Here is a 21,097-nt window from a genome sequence, read left to right on the forward strand (position 1 = left end):
AATTTTGTCCCACTTTAAAATCAACTTTGCGGTACAATTGCCATGAAGCAAATCATGTTACAAGGTCAAAAATCCCGACCATCAAAAATGATAGAAAGTGATGTCAAAAACGCTCTTTCAATCACGACTTACAATTGGACAGATGTGTCTGGTTTGTCATGGATTTTCAGAGAAGATTCTATGACTAATTATGCTTAGCCAACTAGGAGGAGGTGTAAAGAGAAAAATGAAAACAAAATCAACAATTACAACAATTACTGCATTAACATTGGCATCAGCATTAATCATATCTGGATTTAACCTTCCTGCAGCTGAAGCTCAAACGTTTCCAAGTGTGAAAAAAGTAGTAGTTACCAGTGTAGGATCACAAGGCAAGATTTACGAATCACAACCAAGAACAATTGCATACACCTATGTGTTTGAAGCATGTGCTGGAAAAAATGCAATCAGAGCTCCTGAAGTAGTAGTTACTTCTGATAGTGAAGTAAGATCTGTAAAACTAGCATTAGACTTGAACCCAGAAGCATGTGTTGTGTCAGCTACAAAAATCAAAGCAGCAAATCCTGACACAATCAGTGCAAAGTTGTTCACTAAAGAAACTGTCACAAATATGGCAAACAACGCTGAATTGAGACTAGCAAATGTCAAGATGATGTTAGCTGAAAAGAATGCTGAATTACAAAAACTTGTAAAACAACCATCTAGCAGTGCAAACACATCAAAGCTTGTTCAGATAACTGATGAAGTAGTAGAATTACGTAAACAGCTAAAAGATGCAAGAGGCGAATACTATAGATTGCTATTCCTTATTCACGGATAGCACCTCTTCATTTTTTATTTTTTAGCATATCTTTATCCAAATAACGGGTAAATTACAAAGTAAAAGATTTTTCAAAATTGTTTCTTTAAATAACAAATTCAATGATGACAAATATTGGGATTACGAGAAATTGAGCTAAAAGAGGAATATCGTTCGGACTTGGATGATATCGTAGCAGAATTTTTCTTTCCATGTCTTGCTCAATGTATAGAATATGACAGATGCGTAGATTTTCTCTCAATTCAGACGCTGGCTACAATTGCTATGGCATTTGAGAATTTTTCAGAGGGCAAAGCCAAGATGAGAATGGTAACAGGTCATAGATTTAGAACAGAGGATCTTAATCTATTTACGAAATTATTTTCTGAAAAGTATACAAAATCATTTGAAGGAATCCTAATCAAAGATACCAAAATCCAAAAATTGCAAGACATAGTCAACAAGGGTCAAATTGAATTAAAGATTGCAATTCCAAATTCAGAACAAGTTGCTGAATCTTTTTCAGAAAGAATTGGTATTTTTAGAGATGAAAACGATGATGCAGTTGCATTTACTGGAACTTCAAGAGAGTCATTTTCCACTCAAACAAGAGACTTTGAATCAGTTGATGTATTTACATCATGGAATGACAAGTCTAGAGTGGAAAGAAAACAAAAGGACTTTGAAGAGTTGTGGGAAAACAAGACAAAGTACTTGGAGGTTTATGATTTCATGTATGCCCAAGAGAGAAATCTCTTAAAGTATTCATCAGAGTGGCTCTTCAGAGATTAAATGATTCTTCTAGTCTTGCCTTGTTTTCATGGAAATTCATTTTATTGATTTTGTAATAGATTACTTCGCCACGTCTCTCAATTACTGCAATTATTGGCTCTTTTCCCATTTGTGTTATTTCTTGAATCTTTTTTTGGAGATGTCCCATCTTCTCTTGTTGTCCTTCATTTAGTCCAAATATCAAAAATTTTGCCCCCTTTTCACCAAAGTGTCCTCTCTCATAGACTCTAAAATCAGAGCCAAATCCAAACCCATCCTTTACAACATAACCTCTGTTCCGGAGATCCCGATAAATCAAAAACTTTGTAAGAATTTCAGAGTCAGTCTTTTGACAGATATTCATAAAAGAATCAAAATCGATTTGTTTTTTTCCTTTCTTTAGAATCAGTTTGCTTGTGTATAACAGGTATAGTGTCTCAAATTGTTTTAGAAATAATTTCTCTTTTTCAATTTCCCCATACCCTTTTAGTTCAAGTTCATGAACCATATCTCCATCAGAGATGCAGGCTTGATCTGAAACCAAAATGCCTTTGACTAAAGGAGTATCTTCCATGACGAAAATAAAACCAAATGATTTCCATATAAGCATTGGAAAACACGAACAAATCTCTTCTAACCGTTAAAATATGGGCATTCATGGCTTTATCATATCATGCATGGTGCCAATTATAGAGAAGGAAATGGTCAGGTCTTTACCAGAAAAAAGTACATCAAAGGTAAACCACAAATCAAAATTGCAAAATTTCAAGGTGGAAAAAGAGGTACATACCAATACTGTGTACAATTATGCATCAATGAGAAGATGCAGTTAAGACACATGGCAATAGAGTCAACAAGGCTAGCAGCAAACAAGACACTAGAAAAAACAACTGGAGAATCAGGATACTATTCCAGACTCAGAATTTACCCACATAACATGCTAAGAGAGAATAAACAGATTGCAACTGCAGGTGCAGATAGAATTTCAGAAGGAATGAGAAGAGCATGGGGAAAAGCCACCAGCTTAGGTGCAAGAGTAAAAGAAGGTCAATGTATCATGGAGCTTTATGTCAATGGCGATGCGCATCTGACAGCAGCAAAAAAGGCACTCAAAAGCGCATGTGTGAAACTACCAGGAACACCAACAATCAAAGTTTTAGATTGGAATAAACCATCACCATAGATTTTCCAAATCAGATTTTCTGTTTTTAATAAACTCTAAAAATTCTTCAAATTCAACTTTGGTAGGTTCTCGATTCAAGATTCGTTTTGATTGATAATAAAATGCATTATAGATTCTGCCAACAACAATACCCAAAGCAAAGGATTTAGAATTATCAATTTCAGACAACATTGAAATCAATTGTTTGATTTCATCTTTGTTGGAGATTGATTCTTGAATTTTTTCATTAATCTTTTTTAGAAGAATTTCATCCATAATGATTCTTCATTAAAATAGTTAAAAACAGTTTAATATCCAAATTCAGCCTCTAGATTTGTTGCAGTTATAGTACAGTCTGGTTAGTACTCGTGCTTGCCAAGTACGTGACCCGGGTTCAAATCCCGGTAACTGCACCACTTATTGGTTTTTAGGAATTAAAGCAGTTTTTATGATTTCCAATGCATCATGAGCTTTTTCTGGACGTGGAAGTTGAATCGCAATTACATTATCCTTTCCGTATTGAGATTCAGGAGAATTCAATACAAGCATCGAGGTATTTGCTAGTGCTTCAAAAAACTTCAAGTCAGTTTTTGCATTGACGAGAAATCTTTCAGATATATTTCCAATTGAAAAAGTCAAAACAATTTCAACAAAAACATTTCCCAATCTGTCTTGCAGAATGTTAAGATCAGTGTTTACAGAAAATGGTTGTCCCTCAGTTTTGGCTCTAATATCACCATATTTTTTTGCATCAATAACAATGCAGGGCGTCTCCTTTCCTTCAAAATCAAAAGTGGTAATGCCACCATGTACTTGTTCTAGCATTCGTTTTAGTTCATCAGACATTGTCTTTTTCTAATTTGGGGACTATTTTATCTCCGGCTTTTACCAAGAAGGGTGAAAGAAATGCAGTGATAATTGAGATAATACCAACAAGAGGGAACAAGAAAGCACTAACTGCACCAATATCTACGCCAGCCTTTACGATTACAATTGAAAATTCTCCTCTAGGGGCAGCCAAAGTAAATGCAGAACGTAGTGATTTTCCACGTCGTTGCCTAAACAGAATGTTTCCAATCATATTTCCTCCAAACTTCATACCTGTTGCAACTGCAATCAAAGCAATAGCTACCCAAATGTAATTTTCAATTTGAGAGACATCCATCAATGCACCAACTGAGATAAAGAAGATTGCAACAAACATGTCTTTAATTGGACTAGAAAGAAGTTTTGCAACTTCAGCAGATTTTGATTCAGCTACCAATACACCTGCCAAAAAGGCACCAATTGCAACTGAGAGACCCACAATATTTGCAAATAGGGCATAACCAAAGCAGACACCAAGAACACTAAGCAGCAGAATTTCACGATGCTCTGCTGCTGCAACTCTATCAATTAGTGGAGGAATTACGCGAGTTCCAACAGTAAATGTTCCAACAATTAATCCAGTTGCAACTAGAACAACTACAATTATGGATTCAATGGACACACTACCAACTAGTGCAATTGACTGCAGTGATGAAATCAAGATAACTGCAATGACGTCTTCTACAATCAATATTCCTAAAACAAGTATAGAAGATTCTCTTTTGATCTTCCCCATATCTTCTAAAATTTTTACAATAATCGCAGTACTGGATATTGATAAGGCAGCTGCGATGAACAATGCATCCATAAATTCCATACCAAGAGCAGTAGCTGTGTAAAACAAAGCACCTAAAGTTGAGAACAATCCAATTGTACCAACTCCAACTGCAACACGCCCTATGCTTCTAATTTTTGCATATGGGAATTCAATTCCAATTACAAATAGAAGCAAAATCACGCCAATCTCAGCAAAAAGATTCAACGCAGAAATATCAGACAGTATTCCTACGCCTTCTAAAACATCTGAAGATGGTCCACCTTCTGGCAACACCCAAGACCAAAATGGAGACAGGGGTCCAATCAGCATTCCTGCAAAAAGATATCCAATAATTAGTGGCTGTTTGATTTTAAAAAATGCAAGAGTTACAACTGCCCCAATAATCATGATAAATGCCAAGTCTGTAACAAATGAAGTGTGGGGTAGCTCAGGGGTAATCTGTTCAATTAGAGTAGTAACAGTATTGTTAAATGAGCTTTGAATTCCACTAGGATTTAGCTGTAGTGGAATATCTTGCATGTTTTCACTTAACAAATTTGTTTAAAAATGATTACGGATTAAAAAGTTGAAAATAAAATTAGAAAAACATCTCATGATTGAATACAGGCTCAAAAAAAATTTCATAATGTTTAACCTCTTTATTTCCAATAGTCATTGTCAAAATGCAGAGTGATGATTAGGTCAACTGAATCAAATGTAGAGATATGACCTGGGGTATCTGACTGCATAATTGGTTACGTTGTCATTACCTTGATATTAATAGTACGGTACCATACCGTACTATATGATTCAATGTGAATATTGTACAAGAGGTTTTATCGAGACAGCAAACGGACTGGCCGAAAAGACCTTTCATGAGTTACTACACGAACCAGAAGTTGTAAACAAGTAACTCTTTACATTTTTTATTTTAGACCTAACTTTTTTATCGTTAAATTTTCAATTCAAGTGATATGGCTGCAAAAACTACAAAGAAAAAGACCCCAAGCAAGACAAAAAAAACTGTAAAAAGAGAACCAAGTCCATCTGTTTTACTAAAAAAAGTAGCAACAGTCTCAGACACCAACAAAGCATTACAAAAAGAGATCAAAGCAATGTCAAAAATTTTTGGTGAAAACCAAAAAGTTCTAGTGTCCATGAAAGGAATGATTGATTCTCTAACGACAGCACTAGAACATATCCAGAAACAATCAAAGCAGATCAACATTATTGAAGATGACACACAAAAGCTATATGCAGGATTGAATCAAGTTAGGACACAATCTAATCTGGTAAACAAAATTAACAATCAAACTGCAAAATTGCAAGAAGAGATTAACAGAATTACAGAATTACAAAAATCAACAAAAACTCAAGAAATTACTCAGCAAGTAGAAGAGAGTATGAACTCCATTAGAAATAACTCTCAAATGATAATCAAGATTGCACAAAGAATCGACGAGGTAAGAGATGATCTTAGAAAAGTATCAGGAAAGACTGATTCATTTTTAGAAGTTGGTGCAGAAATTGATAAACTAAAAAACAACATTGAAGAGATTTCAGGAAAAACACAAAAGCTTGAAACAGGCGCTCAAATTATTGAAAGTCTAAAACAAGAGCTCTCAAAAATTACTGAAGGAGTATCAGATAATTCAAACCTAAATTCAGAACTAGATGCAATCAAAGTAACAATTGATGCAATTTCAGCAAAGGCATCAAAGATTGACTCTCTAGGCGGAGTTATCGAAGGTCTAAAGCAACAATTTGAAACAGTTTCTGCCAAGGCCAGCTCAGCAGACAATGTAAGTCTAGAATCAATTAAAGAGTTAACAGGCAAGATTGACAAGATTGAGACAGAGATTGGAACCCTGTCCCATAGAGCAGACTCTACTGCATTTGTAGGTGAAGGCCTCAAATCAGTACAAGAGGATCTCTCAGATTTCAAGCAAAACGTCTTTGATAAGACAAACAGCATTGAGCAAAAAATCTCATCTGCATCAGAGATGCTAAAAAGACAAGATGCATCTACTATAGAATTTCACAAAAAGACTGAAAAATTGTTTGAAGAGATGCAATCAGTTAGAAATGTTACAAGTAAGGCCTCAGATGATTCCTCAAAGGAGATGATGGCATTGTTGAAGCTATCAGAGTATCAATCAAATATCAGAATGAATGCAGAATCAAAGTATGGGGATGTAAAGGATCTTGAAAAGATGGCAGCCCAAACTGCAGACATTGTAAATCTGTTTGACAGAATTTCAATAGAGTCAGGTGAAAAGATTCCCCTACCACATGAAGTCAGACAATGGGCAGTAAGTAAAATCCTAGATTGTGCAGATAAGTGGGAGATTCGATTCAGTGACGTTTATTCAATTTTGACAAATGCCATTGGACGTGACTTGTTAAAAGAAGCAGTTAGAGTTCAACAGATTAGAGATATTTACGGAATCAGAGCAGTTGATGAGATTAGAAAGGATCTAAATATTTCTTAGATTCCAGATTCGTCTACTTGTTTGAGTTGCTCTTTCTTTCTTTTTAGTGCTGCAAAGATTCCTAACAGTGCAGCAATCCAGACTGTTGCAAATACCATATTTGCAACACTGACATACATGTATGGGGTTGCATCCATGATGTTAGTTTTGATAAGAAGAGCTCTATCACTTACATCCATCATTCCAGTATGATATGCAGAACTATCCTTTGGAACTGTAGATATTTTATCAACGCTTGCAAGCATTGTGTCAAGATTATCTTGAATTCTAACAAAGTTTGTAGATTCAGTTGAAAATAGCCAAACAGGGTTTTTAGATATTAGTTCACCATCAGCATTAGTTTTTTCAGGGATTAGATCATTTGCCATAATAGTATCCATGTCTGCCTGAATTGCCACCAAATGAGTGCGAATTGCAGCAGGATCAGATGAACCAATAATTCCATCAAGGTTGCCCCTTATTCTATCAAGTGGATAAATGTCAACACTATACCCGTAGATTGCCATGAATCCACCAAAAACAATTATTCCAACAATTCCAACCATGGAAAGTTTGTAAACTCTATTTGCCATCTTCTCTTTCTTGGTCATTACACGGGAAACACTTGATTTATTTCTTTTAAATCGAGTGTGTGACAGGCTCAGGTAAGCAATATAGAAGAATCCAATTGTTTGCAGGGCAATAATTGGAACAAAGATAGGGTTGTTTGAAAATATTGAAACAAAGATGCCCAACATACCATAAATTCCAAAGAAGATCTCAAGAAGAGTCACTTGTGAGAAAGGCAAGTTGTATGCGTTGCTTTTCCAATCATCTTTTGTCTTAAGGACGCCATATTTTGGAGTTCTAAGAAATTCGTTCTTTTTGCCAAGTACTGCATCAAATACTGCAACAGTATTGTTCACAGACATTCCAGCATTATAGACTAGCAATGTAGGAAGTATCTTTGCCTTTGATTTCCACGACTTGTGATACATGCTTTGTATAATCATAATGTATGCACCAGGACCCATTGCAAGATATGTTGCAATTGTTATTGCAGGAAGAAAGCTAATCACATAGAGATTAACTTGTCCTGCTAACAAAATAGGCAGTGCCAAAAACTGAATCAACATTAGTGGATAAACAACATGACGAGTAAGTTGGATGAATGCCTGAATCTTGGCTTCAATTGCAACTTTACGTTTTATTGCAATGTCAGTAAGTAATTTTATTGCACACTGTATTGAGCCCTTTGCCCAACGGAATTGCTGCCTTTTTGCAGCATTCATTTGAACTGGCAACTCTGCATCAACTACAATGTCTGGCAGAAAGACACATTTCCATCCCTTCATTTGGGCACGATAACTAAGATCAAGGTCTTCAACCAATGTAGCAGTATGCCATCCTCCAGCATCTTCTATACAATCACGTTTCCAGATTCCAGCAGTACCATTAAAGTTCATGAAAAGATGAGAGTTGCTTTTTGCCTTTTGTTCAATTAGAAAATGAAAGTCAAGACTCAGGGCTTGTGCTTGAGTTATTGCAGAATAATTTTCATTGACATGGCCCCATCTACATTGGACTAGCCCAATTTTTGAGTTTGAAAAGTGAGGAATGGCACGTTTTAGAAACCATGTTGGTGGAATAAAGTCAGCATCAAAGATTGCTACAAGTTCAGTGTCAGTTGACTTCATTGCATGCTTTAGTGCACCTGCCTTGTATCCGTCTCGGGTTCCACGTCTTACGTGTTCAATTTGAAATCCTTTCTTTTTGTAGTCATCAACAGTGTCTGCTAAAAGTTCCACAGTATCATCATCTGAATCATCTAATACCATTATCCTCATTTTGTCTTGAGGATAATCCAGATTACATACAGAGTCAACTAGTCTTTTTGCAACATATTTTTCATTGTATATTGGCAATTGTATTGTAATTGAAGGGGTACCCAACTCGGCAGTCTGCAGTAAATCCTTTCTCTTTCTTGAGAGAAACGCCAGATAGTAAAAATTGCAAGTGTATGCAGTAATAATAATAGCAGATATGATAAATAGATCAAAAACCAATTGCGTGAAAGGGTTGAATGCCATATTCCCTAGCTCTCAGAATCACTATTCATTATTTATACTTGCAAAAAACTTTGATTATTTCTGTTCGAAGATCTTGATTGCCTGGGGTGGACAAACTCCCTCACATGCAAGACAAAAGATACAATCAGGTTCTTTTGACATTAGTGGTTTCTTTTCAGATGCAGGATTTCCTGGAGTGTCAAACCACTCATACACACCTACTGGGCATGCTTCGATACATCCACCATCTGCAACACAGATATCATAGTCAACTGACACAAACTCTCCCCAAACGCCCAAGATTGCATTGCTTGAGCCCTTTCTGCCCCAAGTCTTGATAGTATGTTCAGGTGCCTCATAAGGAGCAGATGTTTTCATCTTTTGTTTGAATTCAACATCAATTGGTCCAGGTTTTGCACCATCTGGAATTTCTATATCACCATCATCATCTTCTACTTCTTCTTCAGTAGCTTCAACTGGTTTTGGTTTTGCACCAAGGACAATCTTTGCTAGTGGAGTAAGGTCTTCGAGTTTTTGAATTGCTGCAACTTCAGATATTTTTTCTGTCTTTACAAAATAAGAAATCATCTTGTCTGCCAAGATTGTGTTTCTTAGAATAGTATCAATTACCATTTTTGCAAAATGGTCTGCCTTCTTTCTGTAATCTTTGACCCAGTTAGGATCTCCAAATTTTTCAATTGGGAAAATCTGATAAATAATATCAACTACTTCGCCAGTAACAATTTCAACTGTTACAGATAACTCTACTTCTTCGTATCCTTTTGCATCAGGATCATCCATGTTTTTTTCAGTCCAACGATATGTTGCAAAAACTCTATCGGCATACTTGTCCATCTCAAATGCTTTTTTGAGACCATCATGAACGGATTTAATCTCATTAGGATCCTCTAAATTAATGGGTAATCTGTATAGTCCCAGTTTGAATCCATGCAAAGGATATACACCACGTTTTGCAGTAGGTGCTTCCATAGACCAAACTCGATCTTTGAGGAGTAATGACATCTGAGTCTTGTGAATCGATTTTATTTAAAAAGGTTATCAGTCGTCATCGTCAGGGCAAGTAAGTTCTCTTAGTTCAGTGTATTTTTTCTCCATTGCTTCAGCATGCACCAAAACAGCAGAAAGATCGTAAGAATCCTTTGGGAAATACCACCTAATTGGAACCCAATGACCAATTCCATCCATATCATGAATCATTCCTTTGTCAGCCTTGACATTGAGTTTTTCATCAACAGATGTCTCCTTTACATCTAGTCCTCTCTTTGTCTTGTCTTCTATGACAAGATCAGTTTCAGAATCTTTGATAAAATAAAAAGATCCTTTCTTTAGAACAGGAAGGTCTAACAGCAATTTATTTTTCCACTGGATTTCCTATCATGTTTCCCCATTCAGTCCAAGAACCATCATAGTTTCGAACCTTTGGATAACCAAGTAGGTATTTTAGAACAAACCAGCTATGTGAAGAACGCTCTCCAATTCTACAATAACAAATTACATCTTTGTCAGGTGTAACTCCCTTTGGTTCATAGTTTTTTCTTAGTTCTTCAACTGCCTTGAAAGTTCCATCAGCATCATTGACTGCAGTTGCCCATGGAATATTATTTGCATTTGGAATGTGGCCGCCTCTTTGCGCATGCTCCATTGGATACTCTGGTGGTGCAGTAATCTCTCCTGAAAATTCTGCAGGAGATCTAACATCAACCATGACTGTATCTTCTTTTCCAAGTGCACGACTTACATCAAATAGATATGCACGTAGTCCCTCATCTGGCGGTTGTGCCTTGTATGCAACAGATGCAAATTGTGGTTCTTCAGTTGTGTATTCTCTATTTTCTAGCTCCCACTTTTTTCTGCCACCATTCATAATCTTTAGATTTTCATGTCCATAGATTTTAAAAACCCAAAAAACAAATGCTGCAAACCAATTGTTAAAATCACCATAAAGAATTACTTCGGTGTTTTCAGTAATTCCGTTTTTTGCCATTAGTTCTTCAAATTTCTTTTTGGAGATAATGTCTCTTGTAACAGGATCATTAATGTCGCGTTTCCACCAGATTAGACTGGCTCCATTAATGTGACCTTTTTGATATCCATTTACGGGATCATAATCGACTTCAACTAATTTTCTATTTTCATTTGGAGGATTTTGTGAAACCCATTCTGTATCAACTAAAACTTCTGGATGTGCGTAACTCATGTGTTAGTCTAGATGTTTTTCATACTTATTTGTTTTTCCTAGTAATGGAAAAAATATCATTTTTAAGTAAATGCAATTTTTAGAAAACTGGTTGAAACTACAAAACGTTGCAGTGGTAAGTAAAGTAGGGAACAAGGATTCTGAGAAAGCTGCAATAAATGTTACAAGAAAATTATTGGCAAAAAAATCCAAAGTATACACAATTTCACCTATTCAAGTTCAAGGTGCAAAAACAATCGAGTCCCTTGAGGAATTAAAAAAGATCAAACTTGATCTAGTCATAACACTTGGGGGGGATGGAACGACATTACGTGTTTTTAGAAACCTGGAAAATGAGACACCAATTTTGACAATCAATGTAGGGGGAAACAGAGGGATTCTAGCTGAGATTACAATAGACGAGATAGATAATGCACTAAACCAAATTCAAAAAGACAAATTTTTCTTAGATAAAAGAACTAGAGTTACTGCATCTTGCGGAGGAAAAGAGTTTCCACCTGCACTCAATGAAATATACATCAGTAGAACAAATCTGACAAAAACTGCCGAAATTGAAATAAAATTCCAAAATGATACTGTAAAACAAAAGATGGATGGAGTAATTGTTGCAACTCCAAGCGGTTCTACTGGACACTCTTTTTCATTGGGAGGACCAATTTTGCATGAGAGTTTAGATGTTTTGATAATTACTCCAGTGGCACCAGTGTATAGATTGGAATCAATTGTTGTACCAGACGAAAAGATTGAGATCATTAGCTCTCATGATTGCAACATTGTAATGGATGCACAAGTAGTCAAATCTGCAGGGTTTGAAGAGACAATAACTATCAAGAAATACAAAAAGCCCGCAGTATTTGTTAGATTGAAAAAACGTGGATTAAGACAAATGAGTAAGCTTGGATTTTAGAATTTTAGATGCTAGTGCATTTTATGCAGGTGTTCCATTTAGATCATCTAGTGATTGTTATACTACACCACTAGTTTATGATGAGATAAAACACATAAAGAAAAATCATGATGCCTTGGGGACATTACTTGAAACAAACAGACTAAAAATAAGAGAGCCTGACGAAGCATCTACAAAAGCTGCTACCAGTGCTGCAAAAAATACAGGAGATTATCCACAACTATCAAAACAAGACTTGTCAGTCATTGCATTATGTATTGATTTGAATGGCGAGATAATCAGCGATGACTTTGCCATATCTAATGTTGCAAAAAATTTAGGGTTGAAAATATCACCTATCATGACTCAGGGAATTAGAGATGTTGGAAAGTGGGTACACTACTGCCCTGGATGCAAAACTAATCACACTACAGGAAAAGAATGTCCAATGTGTGCAACCCCACTAAAAAGAAAACTACTCAAAGAATAGAGTTTCAAATTAATTTAAAAATAAAAAAAATGGAGAAAATACTCCACTATACTTTTTGATTAAATGGGGAAATTAAAGAATCAACCATGCCTTTGTGAATGTTGACAAAAGTACTTGAATTCTCATTCCATGTCTTGATGTTTTGCTTCATTGCATCAATTGATACAACAGACATCTTGCTTTGAACATCCAGTGAACGATTCACCTTTTCTGCTGAATCATGTACAAAACTAATTGATGCTTCTGGGAGATTTGATTTAATTCCTGCTTTAGTTGCAAATTCTCTCTGAATTTCAAGTGTAGATGATGCTGCATTACTCAATGATCTTACATATTCCTGAAACAGATTGGTAGTTGCTTGATGCAGTTGTGGAACTGATTTTTCTATGTTTGAATAGAATGTTTCCATGCCATCTTTCCATACAGAATAGAGATCTTTGTGATTGCTTATATTTTCAATTTTACTCATATTTTTGCACCTCCTCCTATTTGATTAAGTGTGATTACTTGAGATCCTCAAGCACGTCTTCATCTTTGAATATCCATGACAAACCTAGCATGTCAATAGTAGAAATCTCCTGGCTAAAACTTGGAGCGTTTTTGGCATCACCAGTTTTTAGCACAGACAAACTGTCTGTTGTTTTCTTTGCAATTTGTATGAGTTGACTCATGGTAATAGTATGAGGTCAGAGATTATTAAGGAAAGAGATAGATGACTCTAATCTGAATGAAATCAACTGTAATCTGTAGTTAATTAGGATAGATACAATATTGCCTTAGTGAATTCGTGATAAGACAGCTGTTCTATATTAGTATCCTATCTCATTTTCAAAAACAGGTCTGCCTTCATTTGAATTCACTTTACAAATTAGAATTATGAAAGATGTGAGCCAACAAAGAATATTAAATTAGAACAAGGCTCTAGTTTTATTCTTGTAGTCTTTATCTATTGAATTAGGTGTTGTCATTAAAAATAGTCACAGAAAATTGTAAAAATAATAACTTAAAGTGTTAAACTGTAATTTCTTTAAATTCATTAAGTTTTCGTATCCCTTCAAATTCAATATCAAATTTAGCTTTTTCTTTGAATGAAAAATCTAATTTGATAACATTAGATAAGATCTTTATTCCTTCTTGAATTTTTCCAGATTTTATTAAAGATGATGCTTTGTTGTAAAGAGTAGTAGGGTTGTTAGGTTTTTCTTTCAAGACTTTATCATAGCAACCTATAGCAATATCAACTTGTCCTAGATAATGGTGTGCCAATCCTTTGTTAAGTAATGCTAAGAGATGTTTTTCTTGAGAAAGAACAGCATCATATGCAATGATTGCTTGCTCGTATCTAGCCAATTGTCCTAGAATATGTCCTTTTTTTAGCAAAGCCTGAATATGTTTTGGATCTTGTGCAAGAATTTTATCATAAATTATCAATGCATCTTTTGGATTTCCTAGATTCATCAATGTCTGACCGCTTTTTATCAGAGATTCAATTGTTTCAGACATTAGATAATGTATTAGTTTGATTTTCTATATATTCTTCTGATTCTCTAGATTCAATTTTAGTCCAATTATTGTTGGAATAATTTAAGAGTCTAGAGTTTTTTGATTTGATTTTTTTAGATGTTTGCTTTTAGAGTCAAGGGTTTTCTTGATTTTCTTTGCTCGTGATTCTCCTAGTCCCTCTACTTTAGCAAGTTCAGCAGTAGTTGCTGCAAAAACCTTCAATGGCGTTCCAAACTTTTCAAGCATTCTTACAGCAAATTTCTCACCAACACCAGGCAAGCTACAAAGAACGGATAGTTGTTGTCGTTCCAGATCAGATGATTTTTTTATTTTTTTGAGATACGGCCCTTTTGGAGCATCCTTTCTTGAACACATTGATACCAACAATTTTGCAGTATGTGTTGCACTAGGTGTAGGGATTACTGGAATTTTAAAATCAAGTACCACAGTTGAGATTGCACCATAAAATATCAAGGGGTTTTCTGCAATCTCTTCAATCTCATCAACATTTCCCTCCATTAGAACAACAGGGTTTTCAAAATGCTCCTTGAGTCTAGTACATTGATCAAACAGTCTCCCATCAAAGACTGATGCCATCAGATCACGAATACTTTTTCGCTCTACAACTGTTTCAGGAGCTACAATATAGTCACCTATTGGAAGAGTCTTCATCTCAAGGTTTAGGCCAACTGATTTTAGTAGTTCAGGGATGCCACTTTTTCTCTCTCTCTCATCTACAATAATTCGAAGATTTTCTAGTTTCACAGATTATAGTTGAAAAGAATTGTTAATATCTTATATGAAAAATATCTCAGAGATTATTTTCTAGGATTATCTTCAGGTTTTGGAGATTCTGCAGAACCACTCTTCATCATTTCAGTGATCTTTGCTTCTTGTTCTTTGAGGGTTTCTTTGACACGTGTCTCTTGTTTTTCTAGTACTGTGGCACGTGTTTTTGCCATCTCTTGTTTTTCTTCCAACTCATCAATTAGTTCTTTTTTTGTAGATTTTAGCAAGACAGTTCCTGCTTGTTTGAATACTGCATCAGCATCACCAATTTTCTTGAGTTCCTCAAGTGCTTTTTCAGTCTCTGCCTTTTCCATTTCAAGGTGTTGTTTTTGAGTCATGATTGACTGGAGGTTTTGTTGAGATTGTTGTAGTTTCATCAATTGTTCTTGAAGCCATGGTGGCATTTGTCCTGCTGACATGATTTATCACAATTTTTGTTTCATTATATCTTTACCGATTCAATAGAATCGTTGCTTACCTGAATCAGTCTTAGAGTAGAGTTGAGATTTGCCCTCAAATGAGGAAGGTGTTCAGACTCTACAGAAATTATTATTTTTTTGTCTAGTTTAATTTTGGTTTTAACTGGATTTTCAGGATAAAACTCATTATCAGTATTTACAGAATCAAAAATTGCCTTTGTTTTGTCTTTTGCATCAACTGTGATTTTTGCACTAAATTTTAACATCATATGCTGTTCCAGCTACTTTAAAGCTGCATTTTTTACAAGACCAGATTCCAACTGCATCTCTTCCAAATGTTGTTGAACCACATTCAGGGCATGCTCTCTTTTCTTTTAATTTAAGATGAATTTTGGTGTATTCTTTTCTAATCTTAATTCCGTATCTTGCGCCAAGACCTTTGAGAGATTTCTTTCCTTTTGCCATTCTATTGACCTGCCTGCTGAGCTGCTTTTAATTTTTCTCTTATTTTTGCACCTACTCTAACTGAAATTTCGCCACATTGAACTATTTCATCTACTGTAAATCCATCTTCACCTCCTTTTTGTAAGGCACAGATGTTTCCATCAGAGTCGCTTGTAATTGTAATTCTTGCATCCATGCTCTCCCATTCATCACCATTAGGATCAACTATGATGTGCTTTCCAATTTTGGCCATAGTTACTGATACAGGAATTGTAGTAATTGGGACCGGTACGTCTTCTCCTTCAACTAGTGCAGGGGCGTCATCAACCCAATTCCATTTTGGGCTTTTAGATGATAGTAATGCAGCAGTTGCAGCATAAGAGCATGCATCAAAGAGATTTCCGTCATAATCAACAACAACATTGTCTGCAAAAACACCAATGACTGACTTGTCTTTTTCGATAACTAATTGTGATACATCAATCATGTGACTTTCTCTAATTCCTCTATCCACAACTCTTGCTAATTCAATTACCTCAGGTCCTGGAGGTCCTGTCTCAACTGTAGGATGAGACAGTGGTAATAGTTCAGCAGTACAAATGAAGAGACCTTTGTCACCAGTATCAGGAAATGGTCTGTCTGGTTGAATTTTAACACCACATACAACTTCGGTATCACCTAGTCTAACTCTTGCAGAACCATTTGCTTTTGGAATTGCATTTATTTGAATGGTGACTTCTCTTGGCTCATCTAGTGCTCTGCCATCTACTCTTTTTCCTTGTTCTAATAGTTCAATAATTTGATTTTTCTTTAATTCATCGATAACTGTATGTGATGTCATTTCCTAGTCCCCACTATTTCCAAAGTATTTGTCGTTGAGTGCCTTCTTTTGTAATTCATAAACAAGTTTACAACCGTCTACTCCAACTTGAACACATTTTTTGTATTCTTCAGGAGTAAGTACGCCGTCTAATTGTAATAGAGTAATTTTTTCAAGGTTTGGCATGTAACCAATTGGCATGTCTGCTTGACCTGCTTGGTCTTCTTCATTATTTACATCAAGAATTACAGTATCTGCAACTTTGCCTGCGGCAATTGCTGCAACCATATCTCTCATTGGAATTCCTGCATCAGCTAATGCAACAGATGCAGCAGTAAGTGCAGCACAACGGGTTCCACCATCTGCTTGCAATACTTCGATAAATACATCAACTGCAGTTCTTGGAAATTTGTCCAACATTACTGCAGGCTCTAGTGCCTCTTTGATTACTTTGGAGATTTCAATCTCTCTTCTTGAAGGGGCAGGATTCTTTCGCTCACCGACAGAGAATGGCTCCATGTGATATCTAACTCTCAAAATACCAGTGTCAGTGTTTGACATGTGTTTTGGATGAACATCTCTTGGACCAAAGACACCAACTAGAATTTTGTTGTCTCCAAATTCAATATAGGCAGAACCGTCTGCGTTTTTTAGTCCGCCTGCTTTAATCATAATTCTTCTTGGCTCATCTACGGTACGTCCATCACAACGTTTTCCGTTTTCGTCCATAAGGACCATTGTTGCTTCTCTTCCACCCATTATGATTCACCTTTTTTATCTAACATTTCTTTCACTTGATCAGTCAAATTTGCAACGTGTGCTTGCTCATTTACCATCTGAATTGCTTTTTTAGCCTTTAATAATCCCTCTGGGGATTCACATGAAACCACAACCCAGCCATTTTGGCCTATTGTGATTGCAGCATCAGTTGCCTCCTCTATCATCTGAATCATACTTCCTTTCTTTCCAATTAGGCGTGGGACTTTGCTTGGAGAGATTTCTACCAAGTCTCCAGAGTCAATCTTTCCCAGGTCTCTATCAGAGATGGAAACCAGTGGATCTCTAGTTCTATCAAAGTTTGCAATCCTTGCAGCTACAAGATCTCCTGTCTTTAGTTTAGTGGCAAGTTCATCAGCATGTGCTGAAAAGTCACGGCCAAAGACATCTTGTGCTGGTAAAAATCCAACATAGCATGAATTGATATCCAACTCCCATGACAATGATGTATGTGAGTTTACTTTGCCAATTACTAGATCATTGATTTTTGGAATATATTTTCCTGTTAATGGAATTACACGAACTGAATCATCATAAATTTCAGAGATTCCAATAGTAGTAGAAATTATTTTGTTGCCATCAAGTATTACATTTTGTTCAGGTCTAAAGGGACCAGTAGTTACAACATCGCCTGGAATAACGTATTTTCTCCTATCTGCCATTACTGCATTACCTCAACTGAAGCAGAGCCTTTGGTTATAGAACCTAATCTGTCTATCACGTTTGGCCTTGCTGCAGCGGGTATTTCAAGTATTGCTTTTAGAGAACCATTATTTTGCCATTCTTCTTTTTTCAGAGAACCTACTGATTTTAGAACGGCATATGATTGCGAAGCATATTGTGCTGGGATGATAATCTCTAATTGCAAATTTTCAGATTTTAGTGCAATTATTGAACGGAGTTTTTCTACAATATCTTTTACTTGTTCATCAACGCTTTTTTGTGGATCAACTGAAACTCGTCCATCTTTCATTGCTTGCTCAACTCTCAGAGGAGGATGAGGCAAGTGAGTTTTAGGATCGACATAGGTCTTTGCAATGTATGATACAATCTGTTTTTTCTTGTCTTCAATCATTTTTCGTCTTTGATCAGTTGTAAGGTTAAGATCACCTTTCTGCATAATTATCTTAGCAATCTCTGCCTGATCTTCAGTCTTGAAAGCTTTGAGTAGTTTTTCAGTTGAAGGCTTTGTTCCCTTTCCTGAATCAGTGTAGATTTCATCTGAAACCAAAATTGCAGAAATATCTTTCTTCTTCCCAAGCTTGTACTCTAGTGCAGGGTCTGGTTTTACCAATATCTCAAACTTCTCTCCTTCAAAAGAGAATCTTGCAACTGTTACATCGGCCATTTCTAAGTAATGTATGATAATTTGGTATTTATCTCTACACACAAAACTACATCATATTGATTTGAATAGTTGCACTATACATCATATTTAGAAATTAATTGTCTAATTGTGAATTAGATCAAGTATTTTTTTAATGATACTTGTGTGATCAGCATCGATCTCAGTTGTAATCATTAAGAGATGGGTTTCATCAACTGGAAATGTTATTCGTTTAATTTTGTCATATTCTGCCAATGCATACTTTGCAGGACCAATCTTATGCTCAATATTTTTCCGAGTTTGCCATCTTTGGGATGCATGGTAATGCATCATCTCAAGTTCTTCATCGCTGAGAATCGGACTAATCCCATCTCTAAAACCACCTGCAATTTTTACACCAGCACTATTTTGAATCGCAGCATATCTAATGGAAGAATTCAAATTCATAGTATCAGAATAGAGTTTTTCAAAATCCACAGATTTTCTAGAAAAAATATGGACTTAAGCATATCTTCTAGAATTCAAAATAGACTTGTTTCAGACTCAAAACTAGCTAGATTTTTATGTGGATTTTAAAGATTTTCTTCAAGATTTGTCATCCTTAGAAGTAATTAGCAAAGATAATCAAAAAATAGCTTTAAAGCTTAAGGGCGTACCATTACAGTATGCAAATGCCCTCAGACGTGTTTGCCTTAATGGAGTACCAGTCTTTGCAATTGATACAGTAGACATTATTGAAAACACCTCTGTTTTACCAGATGAAGGTCTGGCACACAGATTGGGCCTTATTCCACTCAAGACAGACTTGAGTAGATTCAATGAGCCATCAAAATGTGACTGCCAAAGTGAGACAGGATGTTCAAATTGTAAAGTAATGTTAGTTTTAGATTCTGGGGACACAGATGTCACAAGAACAGTTCTGTCAAATGAATTATCATCTGAAGATGATTCAATTGCTCCAATTTCTGACAAAATTCCAATAGTAGAACTTGCACCAGGTCAAAAGATCAAAATTGAATGTTATGCAAGACTTGGACGTGGCACAGAACATGCAAAATGGAACTCTGCAAACATTTCAATGCTAACTGAGACAGACAAAGATGACGAAAGAATTCTCACTGTTGAATCAACTGGCGCCCTTAATCCTGAACAGATCATTTTATCAGGAGTAGAAGAAGTAGGTAACAGATTGACCGAATTCAAAGACACAATCAGTCAAATTAGTGAGTAGGAAGCATATACGTTATATTTGGGTTTTAAACCGCATTATTCACATGACTAATCAAGTAGTTATACGCATGGCAAAAGATCTAAAGTCAGCATCAGCTAAAAACGATGCTCCAATATGGGCAAAACTAGCTGAATATGCACTAAAACCATCTATTGCCAGAAGAGATATCAACTTGAACAAGATTGCCAAGCTAACCAAAGAAAACGATACTGTAGTATTCCCAGGTAAAGTTCTTGGAACAGGCAATGTACCTCACAAAATCACACTATGTTCATTTTCAATTTCAAATTCTGCAGCTAGCAAAATTCTTGAAAGTGGCGGAAAACTAATCAGTTATTCCCAACTAATCGAGCAAAACCCTACTGGAAAAGGAGTCGTATTACTTGGCTAGCCAAGAGACAGTCGTCAGAACTGACAGACCAATTGTAGTAGATGCAACTGATCATATTGCAGGCAGGTTATCATCAAATGTTGCAAAATTACTAAAACAAGGTCACAGAGTTTCACTTGTAAACTGTGAGAAAATTATGTACAGCGGAACAAGATCAAACCTAATCAAAGAGTACAGAGCATTTTTAGAGATTAACAGTATCATTAATCCAAAACATGGACCAGTCCATTATAGAAGGCCAGACACAATAATTACAAAAATGATTCGTGGAATGCTACCATATGAGAAAAAGCCATCAGGAATTGTAGCACACAAAAGACTAAGAGCATACATTGGTTCTCCAAAAGAACTAAAATCATTTGATAAGATTCAATTTGAGAAAGCAAAAATTAAAAAATCTGCATCAAACTATACCACAATGGGAGAATTGTGTAGGGTTATAGGGTGGACTGAATGACAACACCAAAAACTGAAATTTATTTTGCAACTAGGAAAACATCTAGTGCACACGTTTACATCACTAAAGGACAAGGTAAAGTTAGAATTAACAACGTACCAGTTGAGATGATTCCACAAGAGACTGCTCGCGAAGTAATTTTAGCACCACTTGAAATCACAGGTGATTTGAGAGACAAAATCGACATCTCAGTTAGAGTTAGAGGAGGAGGCTTTATGGGACAAGCAAGTGCTGTTGCAACTGCAATCTCAAGGGCACTAACTGGATGGACAAAGTCAAAGAAGGATCCAAAAGATCATCCATTCCCAAAATCAACTAGAGAAGACCTTAGAAAGAGAATCACAGATTATGACAAATACCTAATCAGCGGGGATGCCAGAAGAAAAGAACCAAAGAAGTTTGGCGGACCTGGTGCAAGAAGAAGAAAGCAAAAATCATACCGTTAGACT

At 35.9% G+C, this 21,097-nt stretch carries 31 protein-coding genes and 1 tRNA gene; 12 read left to right on the forward strand and 20 right to left on the reverse strand.

The window, feature by feature from the left end; translation table 11 throughout:
* Positions 1-42 precede the first annotated feature (42 nt).
* The 3 genes from NPIRD3C_RS10755 (at position 43) to NPIRD3C_RS09075 (ending at position 1,591) form a co-directional block, all read left to right on the forward strand.
* Positions 43-198 carry a hypothetical protein gene (locus NPIRD3C_RS10755; protein WP_192827848.1) on the forward strand — a complete coding sequence of 52 codons (156 nt, stop codon included), beginning with the start codon at positions 43-45 and terminating at the stop codon, positions 196-198.
* Complete coding sequence (locus NPIRD3C_RS09070) at positions 191-820, forward strand: hypothetical protein (protein ID WP_148703832.1); 630 nt, start codon at positions 191-193, stop codon at positions 818-820. Before NPIRD3C_RS10755 ends, NPIRD3C_RS09070 begins: the two co-directional genes overlap by 8 nt.
* 114 nt (positions 821-934) lie before the next feature.
* Positions 935-1,591: a phospholipase D-like domain-containing protein gene (locus NPIRD3C_RS09075; protein WP_148703833.1), complete on the forward strand. Its 657-nt coding sequence runs from the start codon at positions 935-937 to the stop codon at positions 1,589-1,591.
* On the opposite strand, the gene endA is transcribed toward NPIRD3C_RS09075, so the two are convergent.
* Positions 1,581-2,144 carry a tRNA-intron lyase gene (endA, locus tag NPIRD3C_RS09080; RefSeq protein ID WP_148703834.1) on the reverse strand — a complete coding sequence of 188 codons (564 nt, stop codon included), beginning with the start codon at positions 2,142-2,144 and terminating at the stop codon, positions 1,581-1,583. The two genes, NPIRD3C_RS09075 and endA, sit on opposite strands and share 11 nt — an antisense overlap.
* 99 nt (positions 2,145-2,243) lie before the next feature.
* On the opposite strand from endA, the gene NPIRD3C_RS09085 reads away from it, so the two are divergent.
* Positions 2,244-2,753 (forward strand): 50S ribosomal protein L16, encoded by a 510-nt coding sequence (locus NPIRD3C_RS09085; protein WP_148703835.1) that lies wholly within the window; start codon positions 2,244-2,246, stop codon positions 2,751-2,753.
* Here the strand turns inward: NPIRD3C_RS09085 and NPIRD3C_RS09090 are convergent.
* Entirely contained in the window at positions 2,745-3,008 is a 264-nt protein-coding gene (locus NPIRD3C_RS09090; RefSeq protein WP_148703836.1) for a hypothetical protein, read from the reverse strand. The genes NPIRD3C_RS09085 and NPIRD3C_RS09090 overlap by 9 nt on opposite strands.
* Positions 3,009-3,071: 63 nt before the next feature.
* Here NPIRD3C_RS09090 and NPIRD3C_RS09095 point away from each other — a divergent pair.
* Positions 3,072-3,148: transfer RNA gene (locus NPIRD3C_RS09095), tRNA-Gly, on the forward strand.
* Position 3,149: 1 nt separating this feature from the next.
* On the opposite strand, the gene NPIRD3C_RS09100 is transcribed toward NPIRD3C_RS09095, so the two are convergent.
* Positions 3,150-3,578 (reverse strand): hypothetical protein, encoded by a 429-nt coding sequence (locus NPIRD3C_RS09100; RefSeq protein WP_148703837.1) that lies wholly within the window; start codon positions 3,576-3,578, stop codon positions 3,150-3,152.
* Positions 3,571-4,896: a cation:proton antiporter gene (locus NPIRD3C_RS09105; RefSeq protein ID WP_148704189.1), complete on the reverse strand. Its 1,326-nt coding sequence runs from the start codon at positions 4,894-4,896 to the stop codon at positions 3,571-3,573. Before NPIRD3C_RS09105 ends, NPIRD3C_RS09100 begins: the two co-directional genes overlap by 8 nt.
* A gap of 434 nt (positions 4,897-5,330) precedes the next feature.
* Between NPIRD3C_RS09105 and NPIRD3C_RS09110 the strand changes: the two genes are divergently transcribed.
* The gene (locus tag NPIRD3C_RS09110; protein WP_148703838.1) at positions 5,331-6,848 is read left to right on the forward strand and encodes a chemotaxis protein; all 1,518 of its coding nucleotides are present in this window, start codon (positions 5,331-5,333) and stop codon (positions 6,846-6,848) included.
* Here the strand turns inward: NPIRD3C_RS09110 and NPIRD3C_RS09115 are convergent.
* The 4 genes from NPIRD3C_RS09115 to NPIRD3C_RS09130 are packed head-to-tail and all read right to left on the reverse strand — an operon-like array spanning position 6,845 to position 11,114.
* The gene (locus NPIRD3C_RS09115; RefSeq protein WP_148703839.1) at positions 6,845-8,917 is read right to left on the reverse strand and encodes a cellulose synthase family protein; all 2,073 of its coding nucleotides are present in this window, start codon (positions 8,915-8,917) and stop codon (positions 6,845-6,847) included. The two genes, NPIRD3C_RS09110 and NPIRD3C_RS09115, sit on opposite strands and share 4 nt — an antisense overlap.
* 54 nt (positions 8,918-8,971) lie before the next feature.
* On the reverse strand, positions 8,972-9,919 hold the full coding sequence (locus NPIRD3C_RS09120) for a 4Fe-4S dicluster domain-containing protein (protein WP_148703840.1): 948 nt from the start codon (positions 9,917-9,919) through the stop codon (positions 8,972-8,974).
* 36 nt (positions 9,920-9,955) lie between these two features.
* Entirely contained in the window at positions 9,956-10,267 is a 312-nt protein-coding gene (locus tag NPIRD3C_RS09125) for a hypothetical protein (protein ID WP_148703841.1), read from the reverse strand.
* 1 nt (position 10,268) lies between these two features.
* The gene (locus tag NPIRD3C_RS09130; RefSeq protein ID WP_148703842.1) at positions 10,269-11,114 is read right to left on the reverse strand and encodes a sulfurtransferase; all 846 of its coding nucleotides are present in this window, start codon (positions 11,112-11,114) and stop codon (positions 10,269-10,271) included.
* A gap of 91 nt (positions 11,115-11,205) precedes the next feature.
* Between NPIRD3C_RS09130 and NPIRD3C_RS09135 the strand changes: the two genes are divergently transcribed.
* Positions 11,206-12,021 carry an NAD(+)/NADH kinase gene (locus NPIRD3C_RS09135; RefSeq protein ID WP_182126641.1) on the forward strand — a complete coding sequence of 272 codons (816 nt, stop codon included), beginning with the start codon at positions 11,206-11,208 and terminating at the stop codon, positions 12,019-12,021.
* Complete coding sequence (locus NPIRD3C_RS09140; RefSeq protein ID WP_148703844.1) at positions 12,011-12,490, forward strand: NOB1 family endonuclease; 480 nt, start codon at positions 12,011-12,013, stop codon at positions 12,488-12,490. Before NPIRD3C_RS09135 ends, NPIRD3C_RS09140 begins: the two co-directional genes overlap by 11 nt.
* Before the next feature lie 46 nt (positions 12,491-12,536).
* On the opposite strand, the gene NPIRD3C_RS09145 is transcribed toward NPIRD3C_RS09140, so the two are convergent.
* The 12 genes from NPIRD3C_RS09145 to NPIRD3C_RS09195 form a co-directional block, all read right to left on the reverse strand.
* Positions 12,537-12,959 carry a hypothetical protein gene (locus NPIRD3C_RS09145; RefSeq protein ID WP_148703845.1) on the reverse strand — a complete coding sequence of 141 codons (423 nt, stop codon included), beginning with the start codon at positions 12,957-12,959 and terminating at the stop codon, positions 12,537-12,539.
* A gap of 34 nt (positions 12,960-12,993) precedes the next feature.
* Positions 12,994-13,161: a hypothetical protein gene (locus NPIRD3C_RS10525; RefSeq protein WP_160272922.1), complete on the reverse strand. Its 168-nt coding sequence runs from the start codon at positions 13,159-13,161 to the stop codon at positions 12,994-12,996.
* A gap of 340 nt (positions 13,162-13,501) precedes the next feature.
* Positions 13,502-13,993, reverse strand: coding sequence for a tetratricopeptide repeat protein (locus NPIRD3C_RS09150; RefSeq protein ID WP_148703846.1), 492 nt, complete (start codon positions 13,991-13,993; stop codon positions 13,502-13,504).
* Positions 13,994-14,074: 81 nt separating this feature from the next.
* Entirely contained in the window at positions 14,075-14,758 is a 684-nt protein-coding gene (locus NPIRD3C_RS09155) for an ERCC4 domain-containing protein (protein ID WP_148703847.1), read from the reverse strand.
* 53 nt (positions 14,759-14,811) lie between these two features.
* The gene (locus NPIRD3C_RS09160) at positions 14,812-15,201 is read right to left on the reverse strand and encodes a prefoldin subunit beta (protein ID WP_148703848.1); all 390 of its coding nucleotides are present in this window, start codon (positions 15,199-15,201) and stop codon (positions 14,812-14,814) included.
* A 23-nt stretch (positions 15,202-15,224) separates the two neighbouring features.
* On the reverse strand, positions 15,225-15,470 hold the full coding sequence (locus NPIRD3C_RS09165; protein WP_148703849.1) for a KEOPS complex subunit Pcc1: 246 nt from the start codon (positions 15,468-15,470) through the stop codon (positions 15,225-15,227).
* Complete coding sequence (locus tag NPIRD3C_RS09170; protein WP_148703850.1) at positions 15,454-15,666, reverse strand: eL43 family ribosomal protein; 213 nt, start codon at positions 15,664-15,666, stop codon at positions 15,454-15,456. The genes NPIRD3C_RS09165 and NPIRD3C_RS09170 overlap by 17 nt, the downstream gene beginning before the upstream one ends.
* 1 nt (position 15,667) lies before the next feature.
* A complete protein-coding gene (gene rrp42 / locus NPIRD3C_RS09175) occupies positions 15,668-16,486 on the reverse strand; it encodes an exosome complex protein Rrp42 (protein ID WP_148703851.1) in 819 nt (272 codons plus the stop codon).
* A gap of 3 nt (positions 16,487-16,489) precedes the next feature.
* Positions 16,490-17,224, reverse strand: a complete 735-nt coding sequence (rrp41, locus tag NPIRD3C_RS09180) for an exosome complex exonuclease Rrp41 (RefSeq protein WP_148703852.1) — start codon at positions 17,222-17,224, stop codon at positions 16,490-16,492.
* Entirely contained in the window at positions 17,224-17,904 is a 681-nt protein-coding gene (gene rrp4 / locus NPIRD3C_RS09185) for an exosome complex RNA-binding protein Rrp4 (protein WP_148703853.1), read from the reverse strand. The genes rrp41 and rrp4 overlap by 1 nt, the downstream gene beginning before the upstream one ends.
* Complete coding sequence (locus NPIRD3C_RS09190) at positions 17,904-18,590, reverse strand: ribosome assembly factor SBDS (RefSeq protein ID WP_148703854.1); 687 nt, start codon at positions 18,588-18,590, stop codon at positions 17,904-17,906. The genes rrp4 and NPIRD3C_RS09190 overlap by 1 nt, the downstream gene beginning before the upstream one ends.
* Positions 18,591-18,692: 102 nt before the next feature.
* Positions 18,693-19,046 (reverse strand): DUF6659 family protein, encoded by a 354-nt coding sequence (locus NPIRD3C_RS09195; protein ID WP_148703855.1) that lies wholly within the window; start codon positions 19,044-19,046, stop codon positions 18,693-18,695.
* A gap of 88 nt (positions 19,047-19,134) precedes the next feature.
* Here NPIRD3C_RS09195 and NPIRD3C_RS09200 point away from each other — a divergent pair, with 88 nt between their 5' ends.
* Genes NPIRD3C_RS09200 through rpsI form a run of 4 tightly spaced genes read left to right on the forward strand, consistent with a single transcriptional unit; the run spans position 19,135 to position 21,094 of the window.
* A complete protein-coding gene (locus tag NPIRD3C_RS09200) occupies positions 19,135-19,800 on the forward strand; it encodes a DNA-directed RNA polymerase subunit D (protein WP_148703856.1) in 666 nt (221 codons plus the stop codon).
* A gap of 43 nt (positions 19,801-19,843) precedes the next feature.
* Positions 19,844-20,191, forward strand: coding sequence for a 50S ribosomal protein L18e (locus NPIRD3C_RS09205; RefSeq protein ID WP_148703857.1), 348 nt, complete (start codon positions 19,844-19,846; stop codon positions 20,189-20,191).
* A complete protein-coding gene (rplM, locus tag NPIRD3C_RS09210; RefSeq protein ID WP_148703858.1) occupies positions 20,184-20,648 on the forward strand; it encodes a 50S ribosomal protein L13 in 465 nt (154 codons plus the stop codon). The genes NPIRD3C_RS09205 and rplM overlap by 8 nt, the downstream gene beginning before the upstream one ends.
* Positions 20,645-21,094 (forward strand): 30S ribosomal protein S9, encoded by a 450-nt coding sequence (gene rpsI / locus NPIRD3C_RS09215; protein ID WP_012214808.1) that lies wholly within the window; start codon positions 20,645-20,647, stop codon positions 21,092-21,094. The genes rplM and rpsI overlap by 4 nt, the downstream gene beginning before the upstream one ends.
* Positions 21,095-21,097: the final 3 nt, after the last annotated feature.

The organism is Nitrosopumilus piranensis, assembly GCF_000875775.1.
Lineage (GTDB): Archaea > Thermoproteota > Nitrososphaeria > Nitrososphaerales > Nitrosopumilaceae > Nitrosopumilus > Nitrosopumilus piranensis.